Raw genomic sequence first — 17917 nt, 5'->3', positions numbered from 1 at the left:
AGTCTAATTTTTAACAATTCACAATAAGATTAATTGTTAAAAATTTAAAAAAATCTGTTCTTTTAATGTTTTAGTACCCTGAATCCTAGTATCTAACTGATTTAGTTCATATATAAATATATTTTCTATTTTGTTTATATTATAACTATTATCAATTATTATTGTATTTTTATCTTCTAGCAATTTCATATTCCCACTTCTACATCTACAATTCATACTATTATGCTTATAGCAACAAATTATTTTACTTTGATTTTTTGCAAAATTTACAGTATGCATAGTTCCACTATTGGTGTCACATTCTACAACTATTACACCTAAAGAGAGAGCACTTTGTAAACGATCTCTTTCCACAAAATAGTTTTTGTAAGGTTTTTCCAGAGGAAAATACTCACTCATAATACACCCATCATTATCAAGTATCTCTTCACATAAACGCTTATGATCAGATGGATAAATATTTGATATTCCACTAGGTAGAACTGCTATTGTTTTATTGTTGTTTTTTACCGTAGAAATATGTGCATTATAGTCTATGCCATGAGCCAAACCACTGACAATTATATAATTTTTATTTGAAAATACTTTAGCAATATCTCTAGTGATTTTTTCGCTTTCTAATGTGGGACGTCGAGTTCCTATTATTGCTACAGATTTATTTTCAATAATACAAGACTTATTTCCTTTATAAAATATAATTACAGGATTATTTTCGATAACTTTAAGTTTTATAGGAAAATCTTTGTCCAAAATGGTCATTATTTTTATATTATTTTTTTCACAATAATTAATAATATTTAAACTTTTATTTTTTGCCCATATTACATCTTGTATGTTTAAATTTAATTTATAATTTGGAAGGTTTTCAACAATAAAATTGAAAATTTCAAAAGAATCAACAGATGATGGCAAAGGGTTAAGTATTAATTTATTAATTGTCTTTTTACCAATTTTATTTATATTAAGTAAAGTTAAAATTAATTCTGTTTTTGACATAATAACACTCCTATTAAATTAGTTTTTCAAATTAACATAATTTTTAATAGGAAATAATTTCATTTATATTAAGTTCTATTATTAACTATTGTTGATATTGCACTTAATATCCCTGCTAAAATATCATTAGATACATCATTTATCTTTATAAATGGTTTAGGAGGTTCTTTATGTCTACCTAAACTTTTTCCCATAATTATAATATCATGCCATTTACCAAGTTTGTAACCACAATTTGGATATAATCCTAGTTTTTTAAAACCAAAGAATTCATGAAATTTAATACTACTATCATTTGGACTAGTTATTATACAATAAACATTTTTTATATTTTGGTGAGCTAAAATTTGCAAAATACAAGTATATAATCCTCTCCCAACACCTATATGAGTATATCTCTTGTCAACATAAATAGAAATATTCACATTCCAATCATAAGCATCTTCCACTGTATCTCTATGAGCATAAGCATACCCTATAACTTGATTATTTATTTCACAAACTATATAAGGATAGTTTTGTCTCGTTTTTTCAATTCTACTGCGGATTTCATCAATGGTAGGTACTGCATACTCAAATGTTATTGATGTGCTAATTACATAAGGTGCGTAAATTTTTAAAATTGCTTTTGCATCATTTTTCTCGGCAAATCTTATAACAAATTCATTCATATATACACCTTCTTATATATTATTTAATAAAAGTGTAGTGAATTATAATAGAATAAGCAATAAGAATAGAAGAAAATAAAAAAATCTCGTAATAAAAATAGTTTTATTACGAGATTTTATAGATATTTGTCTAATTATACATATTATGTTGATTCATATAATTATAAATTTGTTCTCCGTGTTCTTGTTCTTCTTTTTGAATATGATTTAAAACTTGTCTAATATTTTTATCTTTAAATTCAAAGATAGCAGTATTATATGTAGCAGAAACATATTTTTCAGTAGACAAAGTGTCTTGACATAACATTTTGTCATTTTCATCATATGAACTGCTAGATACATTATTTCCTATATTAGGCATTGAAAGTGTACTATTTTGCTGCATTTGTTGATTTTGTTGATTTTGATTGCTTTGACCACCAGAATTAACATTTGGTACTGTACCACTTAATATTTGATTAATAGAATCTAAGTGTTGTTGCTCTTTTTTAGCCAAAGAAGAAAATAATTGTTTTAGTTCTTGGCACTTAGCTCTGTTTGAATAATCATTATACTTTGAAACACATAAAGTTTCATGACTTTTCTCATCTTCTAGTAAAAGTCTTTCTTTTGTAGTTAAATTTACCATAATACCACCTCCACTTTTAGTTTGTATAATTAAGAAAAATTTATTCTACTTATATCATAATAATTACTTTCATAATAAAATTTATTATTTTATAGTATAAAATAATTACATAAGGATATAATTAAAGATGTAAAACCTTTATTTTTTATTCTTGATTTTATTTATATTCTCGGTTTCTAATTAAGATATTGCATAAAAAGACTAAGTAATAATATTACTTAGTCTTTTTTCGTTGTAGCAAATGCTAAATATTCTTGTAGTAATAATATCTATCTAAAATAATATAAAAAATATGTCGTTTATAGTAACAAAAACTTATTATTCTTAATAATATAGACTATAAGTGATTACAAAAATCAAAACTAAATTATAAAACTCTTCTTATTCTATAAAATAATAAGAGTACAAAATATAATTAATTGGATAATAAGATAATCACTTATTAAAGCTAGTACTTTCAAAATTACAATTCTATACAACCTAAGATAATAATTCATATAATAAACAGGCCATTAAACAAGAAAAGAATCTACTAAAAAGTAGATTCTTTTCCATATATATAATAAGGAAGTGATTAAATGGCAACTATTAAAGGTATTGATGTATCAAAACATAATGGAAATATTAATTGGAAGAAAGTAAAAGACGATGGTATAAAATTTGTTATTATTAGAGCAGGATATGGATCATCTACTGTAGACGAAAAATTTGAAGAATATATTAAAGGCGCTATTAAAGAAAATATTGATGTAGGAATATATTGGTTTAGCTACGCCATAAGTGAGGAGAAAGCTAAACTTGAGGCTGTTAAGTGTATGGAAGTAATTAACCCTTATAAGGATAAAATAACTTACCCTGTTTTTTATGATTTTGAGTATGATAGTGTAAATTATGCAAAAAAACAAGGAGTAAAAATAAATAAAACTAAGGCTACAGAATTCGCTTATGCCTTTTTGAAGGAAATTGAAAAAGGAGGATACATTCCTGGCCTTTATACAAACATAGATTTTTCCAACAATTATTTCTTTAAAAGCCTACAAAGAGATTATGATTTATGGATAGCTCAATATGCTTCAAGATGTTCCTATAGTGAGCCCCATGTAATGTGGCAATATAGTGAAAGTGGAAGAGTATCTGGAATCGATGGAGATGTGGATCTAGACTATTGCTATAAAAAATATTCAAGCAAAAGTGATAAAAATAATAATTCAAACAAAGATAAAAACAACCATATAAACATAAATAAAGATAAGGATAAAGAGGATAGTATATCTAAAATTTTAATTAAGTCATTACAAAATGCTTTAAATGAATCCTATAATTGTAATTTAGCTGAAGATGGAATATTTGGGCCTAAGACAAAAGCAGCTGTAGAAAAACATCCATTAAGCATAAAAAATAAAAGCAAAAAATTAGAACATACAAAATGGTTACAAAAAGCATTAAAAGAATTCGGTTATGATATTGCAATAGATGGATACTTTGGAAAGGACACACAGAAAGCCGTAGAAAAATATCAAAAAAAGAAAAATCTTACTGTTGATGGAATAGCAGGAATTAAAACACATGAATCTATAATATCCTACATTTAGTTTAAAGTACCAGGGTGTCTGGTACTTTTTTAACGTGCTATTTTAAAAAATAAAGTTCCTACACCTTAATATAAAAGTGTTTGATTATAACTAGTTCATTTTTATAAAATTCGTGATAATACACATTATAATGTCATTTTACATTTTATAACAATAAAATATAAAATGGTATTATATATCTAAAAATAGTATTATTTAACTTACAAAATACTTTGAATTCAAACAGATTCTGTTATAAAATATTTATATACAAATGAAAAAAGAAAAAAATTGTTCTTTTTATGGGTGAAGAAAAGGGGAAAGATATGATTAAAATTTTAAATTCTTTATGTTATGCAATTATAGCAATGAACGAAGACAAGCAGATTCTATTTGTAAATAAGTTTCTTTTAGACTTACTCGGTGTTAATGAAGGGGATGTAATTGGTAAAAATGTTTTTGAAATAATTTCTATTAGCAGTCAACCTATTGATGATCTTATTGATACTGTTTCACAAAATAATAGGTTTCATTTTTGCGTAAAAACAAGAAAGAATCATCTTCAATCATTGTGGGGTAAAATTGTTGAAGATGATTTTAATGGAGAAAATGCTTATTTTATAATAGGTAAAAATCAATCTGAAAAACAATATAATAAAAAAGATCTAGAAGACTTATTAGATGTTATACAAACAGAATGTTGTATTAAAAACATCAAAGGAGAGTATATATATGTGAATCAACAATTTGCTAATAATTTAGGTTGTAAAAAAAGTGAAGTTATAGGAAAAACAAATCGAGATTTTTTCTGCAAAGAAGATTGGGCTTATATGGAAAAAAAAGAAAAAATGGTAATAGATAAGAAAAAAGTAATTAATAATGAAAATGTATATCTTAATACAAATGAAAAAAAATGGTATAGCAATACCTTAGGCCCTATATTTGATGAAGATAATAATGTAAAATATATTGCAAGTTGCAAACTAGATATAACTCTTACAAAATTTCTAAATGATACACTACAAATTGCTCTTAATCAAATAACTCAAATTAGTAGTGACATAAGTATATTTGATATGGATAAAGAATATAGGTCATTAATTCAATATACTATAGAAAAATTAATGAATTTCTCAAAATCTGATGGTATTTCAGTAATATATTTTGATAAAAAAACTTCTAAGTTAAAAGTAATAGCTCAAAGCGGAGAAGTAATTGAATCATTTAAAGACGAAGATTGTGGAAGAGAGTTATATGAGCTTATATATAAATATGGTGAAGGAATGATACACTTAGATAAACTAAGAGATAATAATGATTTAGACTTGATAAATGAAAATTATATACCAGGTAAATTCTCAGCAATAGGTATTTATAATATGACTCTTGATAAAGATTATTCTGGTTTCATTATGTTAACATACAAAAAGGGACATGAAGATAGATGTATTCCCATAAATTATTTTAAAACCATATGCTCCTATATCTCAACAAACATAAATAACTGGAAAAAATGCAAAGATATTAAGGATGAGAGATCAAAAGTTGAAAAAATAAATAATTCTTTAATGCAATTTATAGACGTATCAGAAGATATGATTGCAACATGGAATTTAGATGGTAGTCCTATTTATAACAATTATCAAATTCTCAATATTTTAGGCTACGATACTATAAAAAATATGGATTTTTTTGACTTATTGCATCCTGATGATAGAGAACAAGTATATAATTTAATGTTTAATGAAGATCATGACTTTGGTTCTGTAACAAGTAGATTTAGATGTGGCAACAATACATATAAATGGATTGATTGGAGTTTTAAAATTTTAAAAGAAGAAAATATGTTTTTTTCAACAGGTAGAGATGTGAGTGAAAGAATCGCCAACGAAAAAAGAAAGTTATTACTTCAAAAGGCTAAGTGTATAGAGGAGATAAAGGATGAATTTTTATCAAATATAACTCACGAGTTTAGAACACCAATAAATATTATTATGTCAACTATTCAACTAATTAGTACAAGCTTAGAAAATAACACTTATAAACTAGGTAATTTGCATGAACATATAAAATACCTAAAAAGAAATTCAAATAGGCTACTTAGATTAGTTAATAATTTAATAGATATTACATATATAAAAAATGGGTATCACGAATTAAATCTACAAAACTACAATATAGTTGAATTAGTGGAAAATGTTTGTAATGCAGTGGTTGCAAATGAAGAAAATGATGATATCAATATTATTTTTGATACAGACTGTGAAGAAATAAATATGGCCTGTGATGCAGATGAAATTGAAAGAATTCTTTTAAACCTTTTATCTAATGCAATAAAATATAGTTTTACTAATGATCCAATTATAGTTAGTATAAAGTCAAATATGAGTAATGTTAAAATATCTGTAAAGGATCATGGTATTGGCATTCCAAAAGATTATTTAGACAGAGTCTTTGATAAGCTAACTAGAGTAGACAATAATTTGACAAGACATAATGAAGGAAGTGGAATAGGCCTTGCCATAGTTAAATCCTTAGTCAATTTACATGAGGGAGAGATAGAAGTTGAAAGTGAGCTAGGAAAAGGATCTAATTTTATAATTACGTTGCCAATTAGTTTAGTCACTGAAGAAAGTATAAACGTGAGAAAAATATCCGATTGCAAAAATAAAATTGAAAAGTGTGCTATGGAATTTTCAGATATTTATGAGTATAATTGCTGATAATTATAATTATATGTTAAAATAAAGAAAATGCTTTTAAGGAGAGACAACATGGAAGAAATGAATATACTTATAACAAATGAAGCAAAAAGAGAACTGGATAAACTTTTAGCTAATAGTAATAAAACTTGCATAAGAATTCTTACTAAATGTATAACAATGACAAGTGATGCAAAAGTTGATTTAGAACTTGATAACCCAAGTGATGATGATAACTTATATGAAGTGGATGGATATAAAATAATTATAAATAAAGTACTTGATTCCCAAATGAATTATATTACAATTTCATTTGGTGGTCTTTTAAGTCGTGGACGTTTCTGTGTTGATGCAGATTTCAATTTTTATTATTAATTTGAAAAGTATAAAAGTTTAAGGTTAACATCTTAGATTTTTATACTTTTTTATTTACAAAATTTTAATCCTATCTAATTAATAATGTCTTCAGATTATAAATTCACAAAGTCTTTACTTAGTAAGCTATAATATTAATATAGTTTTAAATAAGACAAAATTAAAAACAAATTACTAACAGGAGAGTGTTTATGGATTCCAAAGATATACAATTTGAAAAAATGACTAAAACACCCATACCAAAATTAGTTTCTTCTTTAGCAGTACCTACTATTATTAGTATGCTAATAACATCCCTCTATAATATGGCGGATACATATTTTGTTTCTCAGCTGGGAACAAGTGCTTCGGCAGCTACAGGTATTGTATTTTCTTTAATGGCAATTATACAAGCGGTTGCTTTTGCCATAGGCATAGGCTCTGGAAGTACAATTTCTAGAAAACTTGGTCAACAAAACAATGAATATGCTGATGTTTTAGGTTCTTCTGGTTTTATTACTTCCTTAATATTTGGATTTGCTTTATTAATATTTGGGAATATATTTATAGAACCACTGATGATTTTATTAGGGTCAACAGAAACAATTCTTCCATATGCTGTAAGTTATGCAAAATACATACTATTTGCAGCTCCTTTTATGACAGCCTCTTTTGCTTTGAACAATATGTTAAGAGCTGAAGGAAAAGCTAATTTTGCAATGGTAGGTATAGGAATTGGAGGTATTATAAATATAGTTTTAGATCCAATATTTATATTTTACTTTAATTTGGGTATTAGTGGTGCTGCCATAGCTACAGCAACAAGTCAATTTCTAGGTTTTATTATATTATTTTCATATTACTTAAAAGGAAAAACAATAGTTAAGTTTTCCATAAAGAAAGTATCAAAAGAAATAAATACATACTTAGTTATATTTAAAAATGGAATGCCTAGTTTTTTTAGGCAAGGCTTAGCAAGTATTGCCACTGTTGCTCTAAATTTTAATGCAGCTAATTATGGTGATTCAGCTGTTGCTGCCATGTCAATTGTTGGAAGAGTATTTATGCTAATATTTTGTGTTGTAGTAGGTTATGGTCAAGGTTACCAACCTGTGGTGGGATATAATTATGGTTCTAAAAATTTTACTAGAGTTAAAGAATCTTTTTTATTTACTTTAAAGATAGGAACAACAATAATGACAGTATTAGCTTTTATTGGATATATATTATCTCCACAAATAATGTCATGGTTTATTTCAGATTCGTCTGTTATTGAAATAGGAACAAGAGCTTTAAGATATCAATGCTTAGTAATGCCTCTTATGACCTTAGGAGTTATTTCAAATATGACATTTCAAGCAGTGGGTAAATCTTTACATGCTACTTTTTTAACCTCTTGTCGTCAAGGAATATTCTTTCTTCCACTGATTATAATTTTACCTAAAATATTCTATTTAAAAGGAGTAGAAATTACTCAACCAATTTCAGATATACTTACTTTTATTATAAGTATTCCTTTTATATATAAATTTTTTAAAAACTTAAATATAAATACTGATGTACAATAATATGGTATAATATTTTTACTTATATGTATAATATTGGAGGTAAATTATGGACAAAAAACAATATGTGTGCCCAAAATGTGGAAATCAAACTTTTGAATCTGATCAGTTTCAGGCTACAGGAGGAAATTTTGCAAAAATATTTGATGTACAAAACAAAAAGTTTGTAACTATAAGTTGTAAAAAGTGTGGATTTACAGAACTTTACAAAGGAACATCTTCTGATGGTTGGAATATATTAGACTTTTTAATGGGATAATATAATAAAAACTCTAGGAGGTTTTTATGTCAAAACCAGTTGATCCAAATGCTAAATTAGCACTTAATCAAATGAAAATGGAGATTTCTAAAGAATTATTAAATGATTCTAATATAAAAAATGATTCTAACCCAATTGATAGCATAGGCTTAAGTGGTCGAGTAGGAGGCCAAATGAGTAAGAAGCTAGTTGAAATGGGCGAAAGAGAATTATTAAAAAGATATAATAAATAAAAAAAGACTGCTTTGAAGCAGTCTTTTTCCTTATATTGTAATAAAATATTATATTGTAGTATAATAATTAATAGTTAAAAATTATAAATGAAATATATTATAGGAGAGAGTAAAATGTCAAATGTGATAAGTGCAAAATGGTTAAAGGAAAATTTAGAAAATGACAAATTAGTTATAGTAGATTGTAGATTTTCACTAATGGACAAAGAATATGGGAAAAGAAGTTATGACCAGTCTCATATTAAAAATGCTGTGAGAGTAGATATTGAAACTGAATTATCTGCACCTGTAAAAGAACACGGTGGAAGACACCCACTTCCAAGTGTAGAAGAGCTAAAAGCAACTTTTGAAGACAAAGGAATAAATAATGATTCAATAGTAGTAGCTTATGATGAAGGTGACTTAGCGGGACCTGCAAGACTTTGGTGGATACTAAAATACTTAGGACATGATGAAGTCTATGTATTAAATGGTGGAATAAAAGCATTTGAAGAAATTGGTGGGGAAGTAACTAGTGAATATACTTCAGTAAAAAAAGGGAAATTTGATATAAATGTAAATGAAAACATGAGAGTTAATATGGAGTATGTAAAAGAAAGACTACATAAAGACAATATTGTTATAGTAGATTGTAGAGAAAATGGAAGATACAATGGTGAATTTGAGCCAGTAGATAAAAAAGCTGGTCATATTCCAAGTGCTCATAATTATTTTTGGATGAATATTTTAAACAATCAAGATGATGAGTTAACTATGAAAAGTAGGGAAGAATTAAAAGAACTTTTCAGTAAACTAAACAATTACGATGAGGTAATAATTTACTGCGGATCTGGTATAACTGCAAGCCCTGTTAGTTTAGCTCTTAGTGAAGCTGATATTGATCATAAATTATATTCAGGAAGTTTTAGCGACTGGGTAAGCTACGAAGAAAATAAAGTAGATACCATATAAAATAAATAGATTTATCACTTTTGTAAACAATATAATAGAAATATATTTTTACAGAGGTGATAACTATGCATAATCTAGAAAAAACTAAAGAGATATTTCTCAGTGAGATACCTAATTTTAAAAAGCAATGTTTAAAACTTTTAAGTGGCGATCTTACTAAGATGGATTATAAAGGAATTTCAGGTGGATATGGTGTTTATGCTCAAAGAGATCAAAAATCCTTTATGATAAGACTTAGATTTTCAAGTGGAATTGTAACTATATCTCAACTACATAAGGTATATGAATTTGCAAAACAATATAATCTTGATGGTATACACTTTACAACTAGACAAGCAGTTCAACTACATGACTTAGATGTAGATGGAATTTGCAACATCATGGAAGAAGCCATAAAAAACAATATATTTACTCGCGGTGGTGGAGGAAACTTTCCAAGAAACGTTGGATTATCACCACTTTCAGGAGTGGACCCAGAGGAAGCTTTTGATGTTGCGCCTTATGCAGTAGCAACAGACAATCACTTTATGAGTAAAATCACTACTTATCATTTACCAAGAAAACTTAAAGTTTCTTATTCATCTTGCCCAATGGACGCTGCACATACTACAGTACAAGATTTAGGATTTTTAGCTGTAATAAAAGATAATAAACCATACTTCAAAGTTTTTGTTGGTGGAGGTCTTGGTAAAAATCCAAATGTTGGTCTAGAATTAGATGAACTAATTGAACCAAAAGATGTATTGTATTATGTTGAAGGTTTAACTAAACTATTTATGGATGAAGGAGATTATTCCAACAAGCATAAAGCAAGAGTTAGATATATGGTTTATAAACTTGGAGAAGAAGAATTTATAAAAAAATTCAAAGATTATGTATCTAAAGAAAAAGAAAACAACAACCTTAAGATTCAATTAGAAGATATAGAATATCCTACTGATGGTGGAGTAGAAACAAATGTTAAAGACTGTAGATTATTCCCACAAAAACAAAAGGGATACTATAGTGTCTATATTCATCCAATTGGAGGGCAATTAAAACTTGATGATTTAAATAAATTATTAAATATTTTAGATATTTGTAAATATGCATCAATTAGGCTTGCTATGACAGAAGGTATATTTATTATAAATCTTGACGCAAAAGAAGCAGAGAATTTACTACAAATTAGTAAAGCATTTAGTGGATGCACTAGTATAGAAAAAAGCATTTCATGTATTGGTGTTCCAAGATGTCAAATGGGTATTCAAAACAGCCAAAAGATGTTACATGAAATTATTGACTACTTTAAAGAAAATTCTAAGGGAGATAACACTATACTTAATGCTATGCCAAGAATATATATATCAGGTTGTATGAACTCTTGTGGTGTACATCAAATAGGTGCAATAGGACTTACTGGTAAAAAGAAAAAAGTTGATGGTCAAATGTGTGATGCCTTTGAATTATTTGTAGATGGTGATTTTGAATATAAAAAGACAAGGCTAGGTAAATCATTAGGGGATTTTAAAGCAAATGAAATTCCAAAAATGTTATTTGAAATTGGAGAAAAAGTAGCAAATAGTGAAATGGACTTTTACACATACTACGCAGCAAATGAAAAGGAAATAGAAAAAATAACTTCTAAATACAATATTTAATCTGAAAAACTGGTACATAACTTGTATCAGTTTTTTTTTCGATTTTCTAAATTTAATTAAGTATAAAGTGCATAATATAAATATAATTTTAAAATATAATATTATGATGTGAGAGGATGAAAATGAATAAACATACAATAATTATAGGAGGGGGAATAGGAGGATTATGCAGTGGAATAAGACTTTTACATAAAGGTCATAAGGTAACTTTGTTGGAAAAAAATAAAAAAATTGGTGGTAAAGTAAATATACTGGAAAGTAATAATTTTAAATTTGATATGACTGCATCTATTATAATGACGCCTAAAATTTATACAGATTTATTTAAAGATGTAGGAAAAAATTATGAAGACTACTTTAAAATATATAAATTAGATCCTATTTATAAAGTATATTATGATGATAAAACAAGTTGTAATTTTTATAGTGATACTAATAAAATGATTGATCAATTAGAAAGTTTACAAAAGGGATTATCCACTAATTTTTACAATTTTTTAGCAAAATCTTATGAAAAATACTTTATTAGCAAAGACAAGATACTTAATCAGCCCATGATAAATCTAAAAGAAATTATTAATTTTTCATTTATAAAAAATATGTGCAAAATTAACCCTATGTTATCAACCAATAATTATCTTAATAAGTTAATATATAACGAAAAGTTGAAAAACTATTTAATATTTACATCCATGTACATAGGTGTAAATCCTTATACAAATTCAAATATTTATACCTTAATACCGACCATATCTCACTTATATGGTATTTGGTATATAGAAGGAGGATTATATTCATACATAAAGGCTTTAGAAAAGCTGTTTATAGAACTTGGAGGACAAATAAAAACAAACTGCGAAGTTAAAAGCATAGTAATAGAAAAGAATGAAGTTAAAGGCGTAAAAATAAAAGATAAAATATTAAGTTGTGATTTAATAGTTTGTAATGCAGATTATCCCTATACAATTAAAAATTTAATAAATGATGAGTTTTTAGATAACAAATACTCGAAAAAAAATTTAAATAGTATTGATTACTCTTGTTCTGTTTTTGTATTATATTTAGGATTAGATAAAATTTATCATAATTTAAATGTTCATAATATTTATATAAGTAAGGATTTTAAAAACAGTATAGAAGGGCCTTTTAAGGGATATATCCCTAGTGACCCTTCATTATATATCTATTATCCTGGTGCAGTTGATGAGTCTTTTAAAGTTAATAATCACTCTTCTATGAATATTATGATTCGTGTGCCTAATTTATCATTTAGTAATATTAATTACCATAATAATCAAATTGAAACATTAAAGAAATATATTATTAATAATCTAAAAAACATTAAAGGATTAGAAAATATAGAAAATCATATTATTTATGAAAACTATTTAACTCCTCTAGATCTTCATGGTAAATACAATTTATATTATGGTAATGCATTTGGCATAAGCCACAAAATAAGTCAAAGTGCATATTTTAGACCTCACCTTAAATCAAAAAAAGTAAGAGGCTTATACTTTATAGGTTCTTCAACACATCCTGGTAACGGTACATCGGTAGTTATAGATGGCAGTAAAGTATTATGTAAAATTATTGAAAACAATAAAAAATAAGTGTTTTGCTTTTTTGCAAAACACTTATTTTTTATCCGCCAAGAGTAATATCTTGTTTATCATACCATTTTAAAGCATCATAAAAATCCTGTTCTTTAAAATCTGGCCACATATTGTCTACAACGTAAAAATCTGCATATACACATTGTATTGGTAAAAATCCACTAAGTCTTCGTCTTCCACCCCATCGAATAATCAAATCAATACGAGAAATTTCTCTAGATTTAAGATTATTCTCTACGTGTTTTCCAATAGGACAGAAATCTTTCTTATAGTTTAAATCCCAACTCCAACCATAGTGAATTAAGAAGTTTACTTTTATTCCGCCTTTTCCAAATTTTTTTCTTTCTTTTGTAAATGGTAAAAGCTGTGAAGGAAAAGTATCGCTAAAAGTATCTCCTACAACTAAAATTTCGCAGTCTTCTTTTGTTAAAAGCATAACCGATTCAACACAAGCTTTTATAAAAGCTTCTTTTTGAATAGTAGGTCGCTTTGTATTGTCCACTGTATAGCCATAGAAAGTAACTTCTTTAATATTTTCTCTTTGGCATAATTTAAAAAGTTGTAAACCTGGATTAACTCCATGATCATATCCTTTTTCTTTTGATAAATTATTACTAACAGCCCAGCGTCTATTACCATCTGGGATAATTCCTATATGTGTTGGTACTCTCATAAGGCCTCCATATGTATTTAAGTTATTTATTTATTCTTCCCCAAATAATAATAACTTAAACTTCAGACAGAAAAATCCCCATAAAGATGGGGATTTTTATCTGTATATATGTTTTAATGATTCTCCATGAGTCACCACACCGTTTATTATATAAAACGGAGAAAATATGTTCAAATATTAACTTATCTTTCCGATCAATTAAATAAATTAATATTTAGTGTTCCTATACTTATATATTATTGTAGATTGATAAAAATTACCACATATTTCATAAATATTTATAAAAACTTACGAAGGTCTTTTGAAAAGTTTTCTTCTATTTCAACTAAGTCATAGCACAAGCCTTTAATACCTTCCATTGCGCTACTATATTCGTTTAAATACCTACAAATAGACTTTATACCCATATTACATCCTTCAGTCATTAAATCTGCAATTACCTTGTCATGTTCTCCTTTAATAAGCTTCACATTAATTTTTACCCATGACATGGCTTTCGCCAAAGGACTGGGGTCTTTTTCTTCATCCTTAAATTTTTTCAATTCTTCTTGTATTTTTTCTTCTAATTTTTCATGGTCTTTTAGATATTTTTCCAATAGGGATTTTAGTTTTTTATTTTCAGTTTTATTTATCACTCTATTTATTCCATCAATACCCATCTTAGCTCCTGCATCACATTCTTTTAATAGATTTATAGTATCTTCATTTGGCATAAAATCACTCCTTATAAAATTATATTTTTATTATGCCTATAAAATTTTTTTATAATCATAAACTATTGATATTTCAATGATTTATCTAGATTCTTTTTACTTGTGTCATTGAAGTAGATCTATAACCGTAATATAATAAAGTTTATAATACTTAGAAACAGGTGAAAAAATGGACTTTAAAATAGTAAATGATATATTGATTGATAATACTGACAAACTAAGGTTGAGTAGAGGACAAGAGTATTATAAAGATGGATATGTACAAGAAATTAAATATAATAATCAAAATAAAATCTTAAATATTGATGGAAAAGTAGCTTCCGCTAACTATAACATCTTATATTATCCAGAAATTACTATAGACTTAAAAAATAAAGAAATAGTAAATACAATTTGTACTTGCGAAGACTATAGAAAAAGAAGTTCAAGTAACAATAATGTTATATGCAAACATATTGTAGCTTCATCTTTATATGTAATTAATTTATTAAAATCAGATGTAATTAGCAATTTAAAACAAACAACTATTGTATTAAAAAATGATAATAAAATAAAAAGAAATAAAAATTTTATTAATAAGGAATTATTAGATTACTTTAAAAGTAATGAAAGAGAAAAAGTTAAATTGGATGTTAGAGTAGAGTATGTTGGGGACAATAGTGTATCTTGTGACTTTAAGATAGGTATAGATAAGATGTACGTTATGAAGGATTTAAAGGAATTTGCTTACTCTAGACTTGAATCAAAGGATTTAATATTTGGCATAGATTTCCTATACAATCCAGTAAATAATTATTTTGAATATGAAGATGAAAAGATAGTTCAAATTATTGAAGAGTATGGAATGGATTTGTCATATAACTCACCACAGAAAAATTTCAAATATTTAACGGTTAAGGGTTCCAATATTAGAAGACTATTCGAAGCTCTTTCTTATAGAACATTTGATTTTAAATTTAGAAATATGTATTACAGCCCAAGTGTTATTAAAAGTAATATTCCAGTAGATATAAGTTTTGAATTAAATAACAATGAAGCCATACTAAAATGTGAAGATAAGCTTCCTTTTCCCCTATCATTAAAAGGTGATGTGGTATTTTACAAAGGAAATATATACTTGTTAAATAGTGAAAATGGTATATATTATAAAAAACTTTACTCTGTATTAAATGAGTTTAAAGAAGTAAGCTTCCCACTTGAAAATGTAAGTCAAGTATTAAGTGACATGATACCTAAAATAGAAAAAATCTGTGATAAAGTAATTGTAGATGAAAAAATAAAAGACAATATTTCTAAAGACTTAAAAATAAAATACTTCTTTGATTTGGAAAATAGCAATGTAACTTGCAAAATAGTTTTCTCCTATGATGAAGACAATAATAAATTTATTATAAGGGACTTTGAAAAAGAGAATGAAGGAGTTTATAGATTATATTCAAACTTTTTTGAAAAAGAGAATGATAAATATATATTTAAAGGAAACGATAATCAACTATATGACTTTTTAAACAGAGATATTAATAGTCTTAAAAATATTGGTGAGGTATATTATTCTGATAAACTTAAAGAAAGAAAAATTCACAATTCTTCAGCTTTTAGAGTTGGTCTTGGTGAAGAAATTAATCATTACCTAGATTTTAATTTTGAAATTGAGGGAGTAGATCCAAAAGAATATAAAAATATTATAAAAGCATTTAAAAATCAAAAAAAATTTTACAAATTAGGTGATGGAGACTTTATAAACTTAGAAGATAGTGAAACTAAAGAAATGTTTAAATTGATGGAGAGTTTAGGTTTTACTGATAATATAAAAAACATGAAAATACACTCAAGTAAAGCAATGTTTATTAATCATCTCCTTACGGAGAAAAAGCTACCATATATTTCTGGAATGGAAAATACAAATAATATTATTGAGAAATTTAGAAGTATTCAAAAACAAGAAATCAATATTCCAAAAGACCTTCATGCAACCCTACGGGATTACCAGGTTGATTCTCTTAACTGGTTTGAAACTTTAGATTATCTAGGTTTTGGTGGAATTTTAGCTGATGAAATGGGGCTAGGTAAAACAATACAAACAATTGCATTTTTACTAAATAAAAAAGATAAAAAAACTTTAATAGTTACTCCTACATCATTAATACACAACTGGAAAAGTGAATTTAAAAAATTTGCACCTTCTTTATCAGTGGGAATTAGTCATGGTTTGAAAAAAGACAGATTAGGCATAATTAAAAACATAAATGATTTTAATGTTATATTAACAACTTACGGTTCCCTTAGAAATGATATAGAAGAGTACGAAAAGCTTGAATTTGATTATTGTATTATAGACGAAGCTCAAAATATAAAAAATCCTTTAGCTTCTTCTACTGATGCTGTAAAAGCCATAAAAGCAAGTAATAAATTTGCTTTAACTGGTACACCTATAGAAAATAACTTGATGGAACTTTGGTCTATATTTGATTTTATTATGCCTGGGTATTTATATAGTTTAACTAAATTTAATGCCATATTTATAAAAGATGTGAGTCAAGTAGAAAATCTAAAAAGAATGATAAAACCATTTATACTTCGTAGAACAAAAGAACAAGTTATTAAAGAGCTTCCGCCTAAAATAGAAAAAGAGTTTTATGTGGAAATGGGCAAAACACAAAGAAATACCTACGGTATTTATGTGGAAGAAATAAAAAGAAAATTAGAAGAAAAAAAAGATGTAAAAAATAAAATCACCATATTTTCTTACCTTACAAAACTTAGACAACTATGCTTAGATCCAAGCATAATTGTGGAAGGATACAAGGGTAAAAGTGCAAAAACTGATACTTGTTTAGAAATAATAAAAGATTATATTGAAAAAGACAACAAAATTTTAGTTTTCTCTCAATTTACATCTGTTTTAAAAAACATAGGCAAAAAACTAAATAAAAATAAAATCAACTTTTATTATTTGGATGGAAGTACTCCTGCTAAGAATAGAATAACTTTAGTAGATAGCTTTAATAATAATGAAGAAATAAAAGTATTTTTAATATCACTTAAAGCTGGAGGAACCGGTTTAAATTTAACCTCTGCCAATACTGTAATTCACTTTGATCCATGGTGGAATCCATCTGTGCAAAATCAAGCAAGTGATAGGGCTCATAGAATCGGTCAAAAACAAGTAGTAGAAGTTATAAAATTAATTTCCAAAGGAACAATAGAAGAAAAAATAATGGAATTACAACAAAAAAAATCAGAATTAATTCATGATATGCTTGATGGAAACCTAAACAATACTAATATACTAAGTAGTTTGTCAGAAGAAGAATTAATTGATTTAATAAAATAAATTAAGTATAA

Annotated in this window: 15 protein-coding genes; 10 read left to right on the top strand and 5 right to left on the bottom strand. The window is 26.3% G+C overall.

Annotated features, from left to right (window positions below; all coding sequences use genetic code 11):
* Window positions 1-36: 36 nt before the first annotated feature.
* The 3 genes from JW646_RS18980 to JW646_RS18970 form a co-directional block, all read right to left on the bottom strand.
* Complete coding sequence (locus tag JW646_RS18980) at window positions 37-996, bottom strand: DNA-processing protein DprA (RefSeq protein ID WP_228416016.1); 960 nt, start codon at window positions 994-996, stop codon at window positions 37-39.
* Window positions 997-1064: 68 nt separating this feature from the next.
* Entirely contained in the window at window positions 1065-1667 is a 603-nt protein-coding gene (locus JW646_RS18975; RefSeq protein WP_228416015.1) for a GNAT family N-acetyltransferase, read from the bottom strand.
* A gap of 130 nt (window positions 1668-1797) precedes the next feature.
* The gene (locus JW646_RS18970; protein WP_074916750.1) at window positions 1798-2295 is read right to left on the bottom strand and encodes a spore coat protein; all 498 of its coding nucleotides are present in this window, start codon (window positions 2293-2295) and stop codon (window positions 1798-1800) included.
* A 578-nt stretch (window positions 2296-2873) separates the two neighbouring features.
* Here JW646_RS18970 and JW646_RS18965 point away from each other — a divergent pair.
* The 9 genes from JW646_RS18965 (at window position 2874) to JW646_RS18925 (ending at window position 13183) form a co-directional block, all read left to right on the top strand.
* The gene (locus tag JW646_RS18965; RefSeq protein WP_074916748.1) at window positions 2874-3887 is read left to right on the top strand and encodes a GH25 family lysozyme; all 1014 of its coding nucleotides are present in this window, start codon (window positions 2874-2876) and stop codon (window positions 3885-3887) included.
* 305 nt (window positions 3888-4192) lie between these two features.
* The gene (locus JW646_RS18960; protein WP_228416014.1) at window positions 4193-6589 is read left to right on the top strand and encodes a sensor histidine kinase; all 2397 of its coding nucleotides are present in this window, start codon (window positions 4193-4195) and stop codon (window positions 6587-6589) included.
* Between the two features lie 51 nt (window positions 6590-6640).
* Window positions 6641-6943, top strand: a complete 303-nt coding sequence (locus JW646_RS18955; RefSeq protein ID WP_074916744.1) for a hypothetical protein — start codon at window positions 6641-6643, stop codon at window positions 6941-6943.
* A 191-nt stretch (window positions 6944-7134) separates the two neighbouring features.
* Entirely contained in the window at window positions 7135-8490 is a 1356-nt protein-coding gene (locus JW646_RS18950; RefSeq protein ID WP_074916742.1) for an MATE family efflux transporter, read from the top strand.
* Window positions 8491-8536: 46 nt separating this feature from the next.
* On the top strand, window positions 8537-8746 hold the full coding sequence (locus JW646_RS18945) for a zinc ribbon domain-containing protein (RefSeq protein WP_018590861.1): 210 nt from the start codon (window positions 8537-8539) through the stop codon (window positions 8744-8746).
* 26 nt (window positions 8747-8772) lie between these two features.
* Window positions 8773-8979, top strand: coding sequence for a small, acid-soluble spore protein, alpha/beta type (locus JW646_RS18940; RefSeq protein ID WP_148556791.1), 207 nt, complete (start codon window positions 8773-8775; stop codon window positions 8977-8979).
* Window positions 8980-9093: 114 nt separating this feature from the next.
* Window positions 9094-9930: a sulfurtransferase gene (locus JW646_RS18935; RefSeq protein WP_206923495.1), complete on the top strand. Its 837-nt coding sequence runs from the start codon at window positions 9094-9096 to the stop codon at window positions 9928-9930.
* Between the two features lie 65 nt (window positions 9931-9995).
* A complete protein-coding gene (locus JW646_RS18930; protein WP_228416013.1) occupies window positions 9996-11570 on the top strand; it encodes a nitrite/sulfite reductase in 1575 nt (524 codons plus the stop codon).
* Between the two features lie 122 nt (window positions 11571-11692).
* On the top strand, window positions 11693-13183 hold the full coding sequence (locus tag JW646_RS18925; protein ID WP_228416012.1) for a phytoene desaturase family protein: 1491 nt from the start codon (window positions 11693-11695) through the stop codon (window positions 13181-13183).
* A gap of 31 nt (window positions 13184-13214) precedes the next feature.
* Here the strand turns inward: JW646_RS18925 and JW646_RS18920 are convergent, their stop codons facing one another.
* Window positions 13215-13859 (bottom strand): undecaprenyl diphosphate synthase family protein, encoded by a 645-nt coding sequence (locus tag JW646_RS18920; RefSeq protein WP_074916731.1) that lies wholly within the window; start codon window positions 13857-13859, stop codon window positions 13215-13217.
* Between the two features lie 278 nt (window positions 13860-14137).
* Window positions 14138-14572 carry a DUF2383 domain-containing protein gene (locus JW646_RS18915; protein WP_148556786.1) on the bottom strand — a complete coding sequence of 145 codons (435 nt, stop codon included), beginning with the start codon at window positions 14570-14572 and terminating at the stop codon, window positions 14138-14140.
* A 169-nt stretch (window positions 14573-14741) separates the two neighbouring features.
* On the opposite strand from JW646_RS18915, the gene JW646_RS18910 reads away from it, so the two are divergent.
* Window positions 14742-17906 carry a DEAD/DEAH box helicase gene (locus JW646_RS18910; RefSeq protein WP_228416011.1) on the top strand — a complete coding sequence of 1055 codons (3165 nt, stop codon included), beginning with the start codon at window positions 14742-14744 and terminating at the stop codon, window positions 17904-17906.
* Window positions 17907-17917 lie beyond the last annotated feature (11 nt).

This window comes from Terrisporobacter hibernicus (assembly GCF_020809405.1).
In the GTDB taxonomy this organism is placed as follows: domain Bacteria; phylum Bacillota; class Clostridia; order Peptostreptococcales; family Peptostreptococcaceae; genus Terrisporobacter; species Terrisporobacter petrolearius.
The sequence above is the reverse complement of the archived record's forward strand: the minus strand, read 5'-3'. Positions and strand labels throughout refer to the sequence as shown.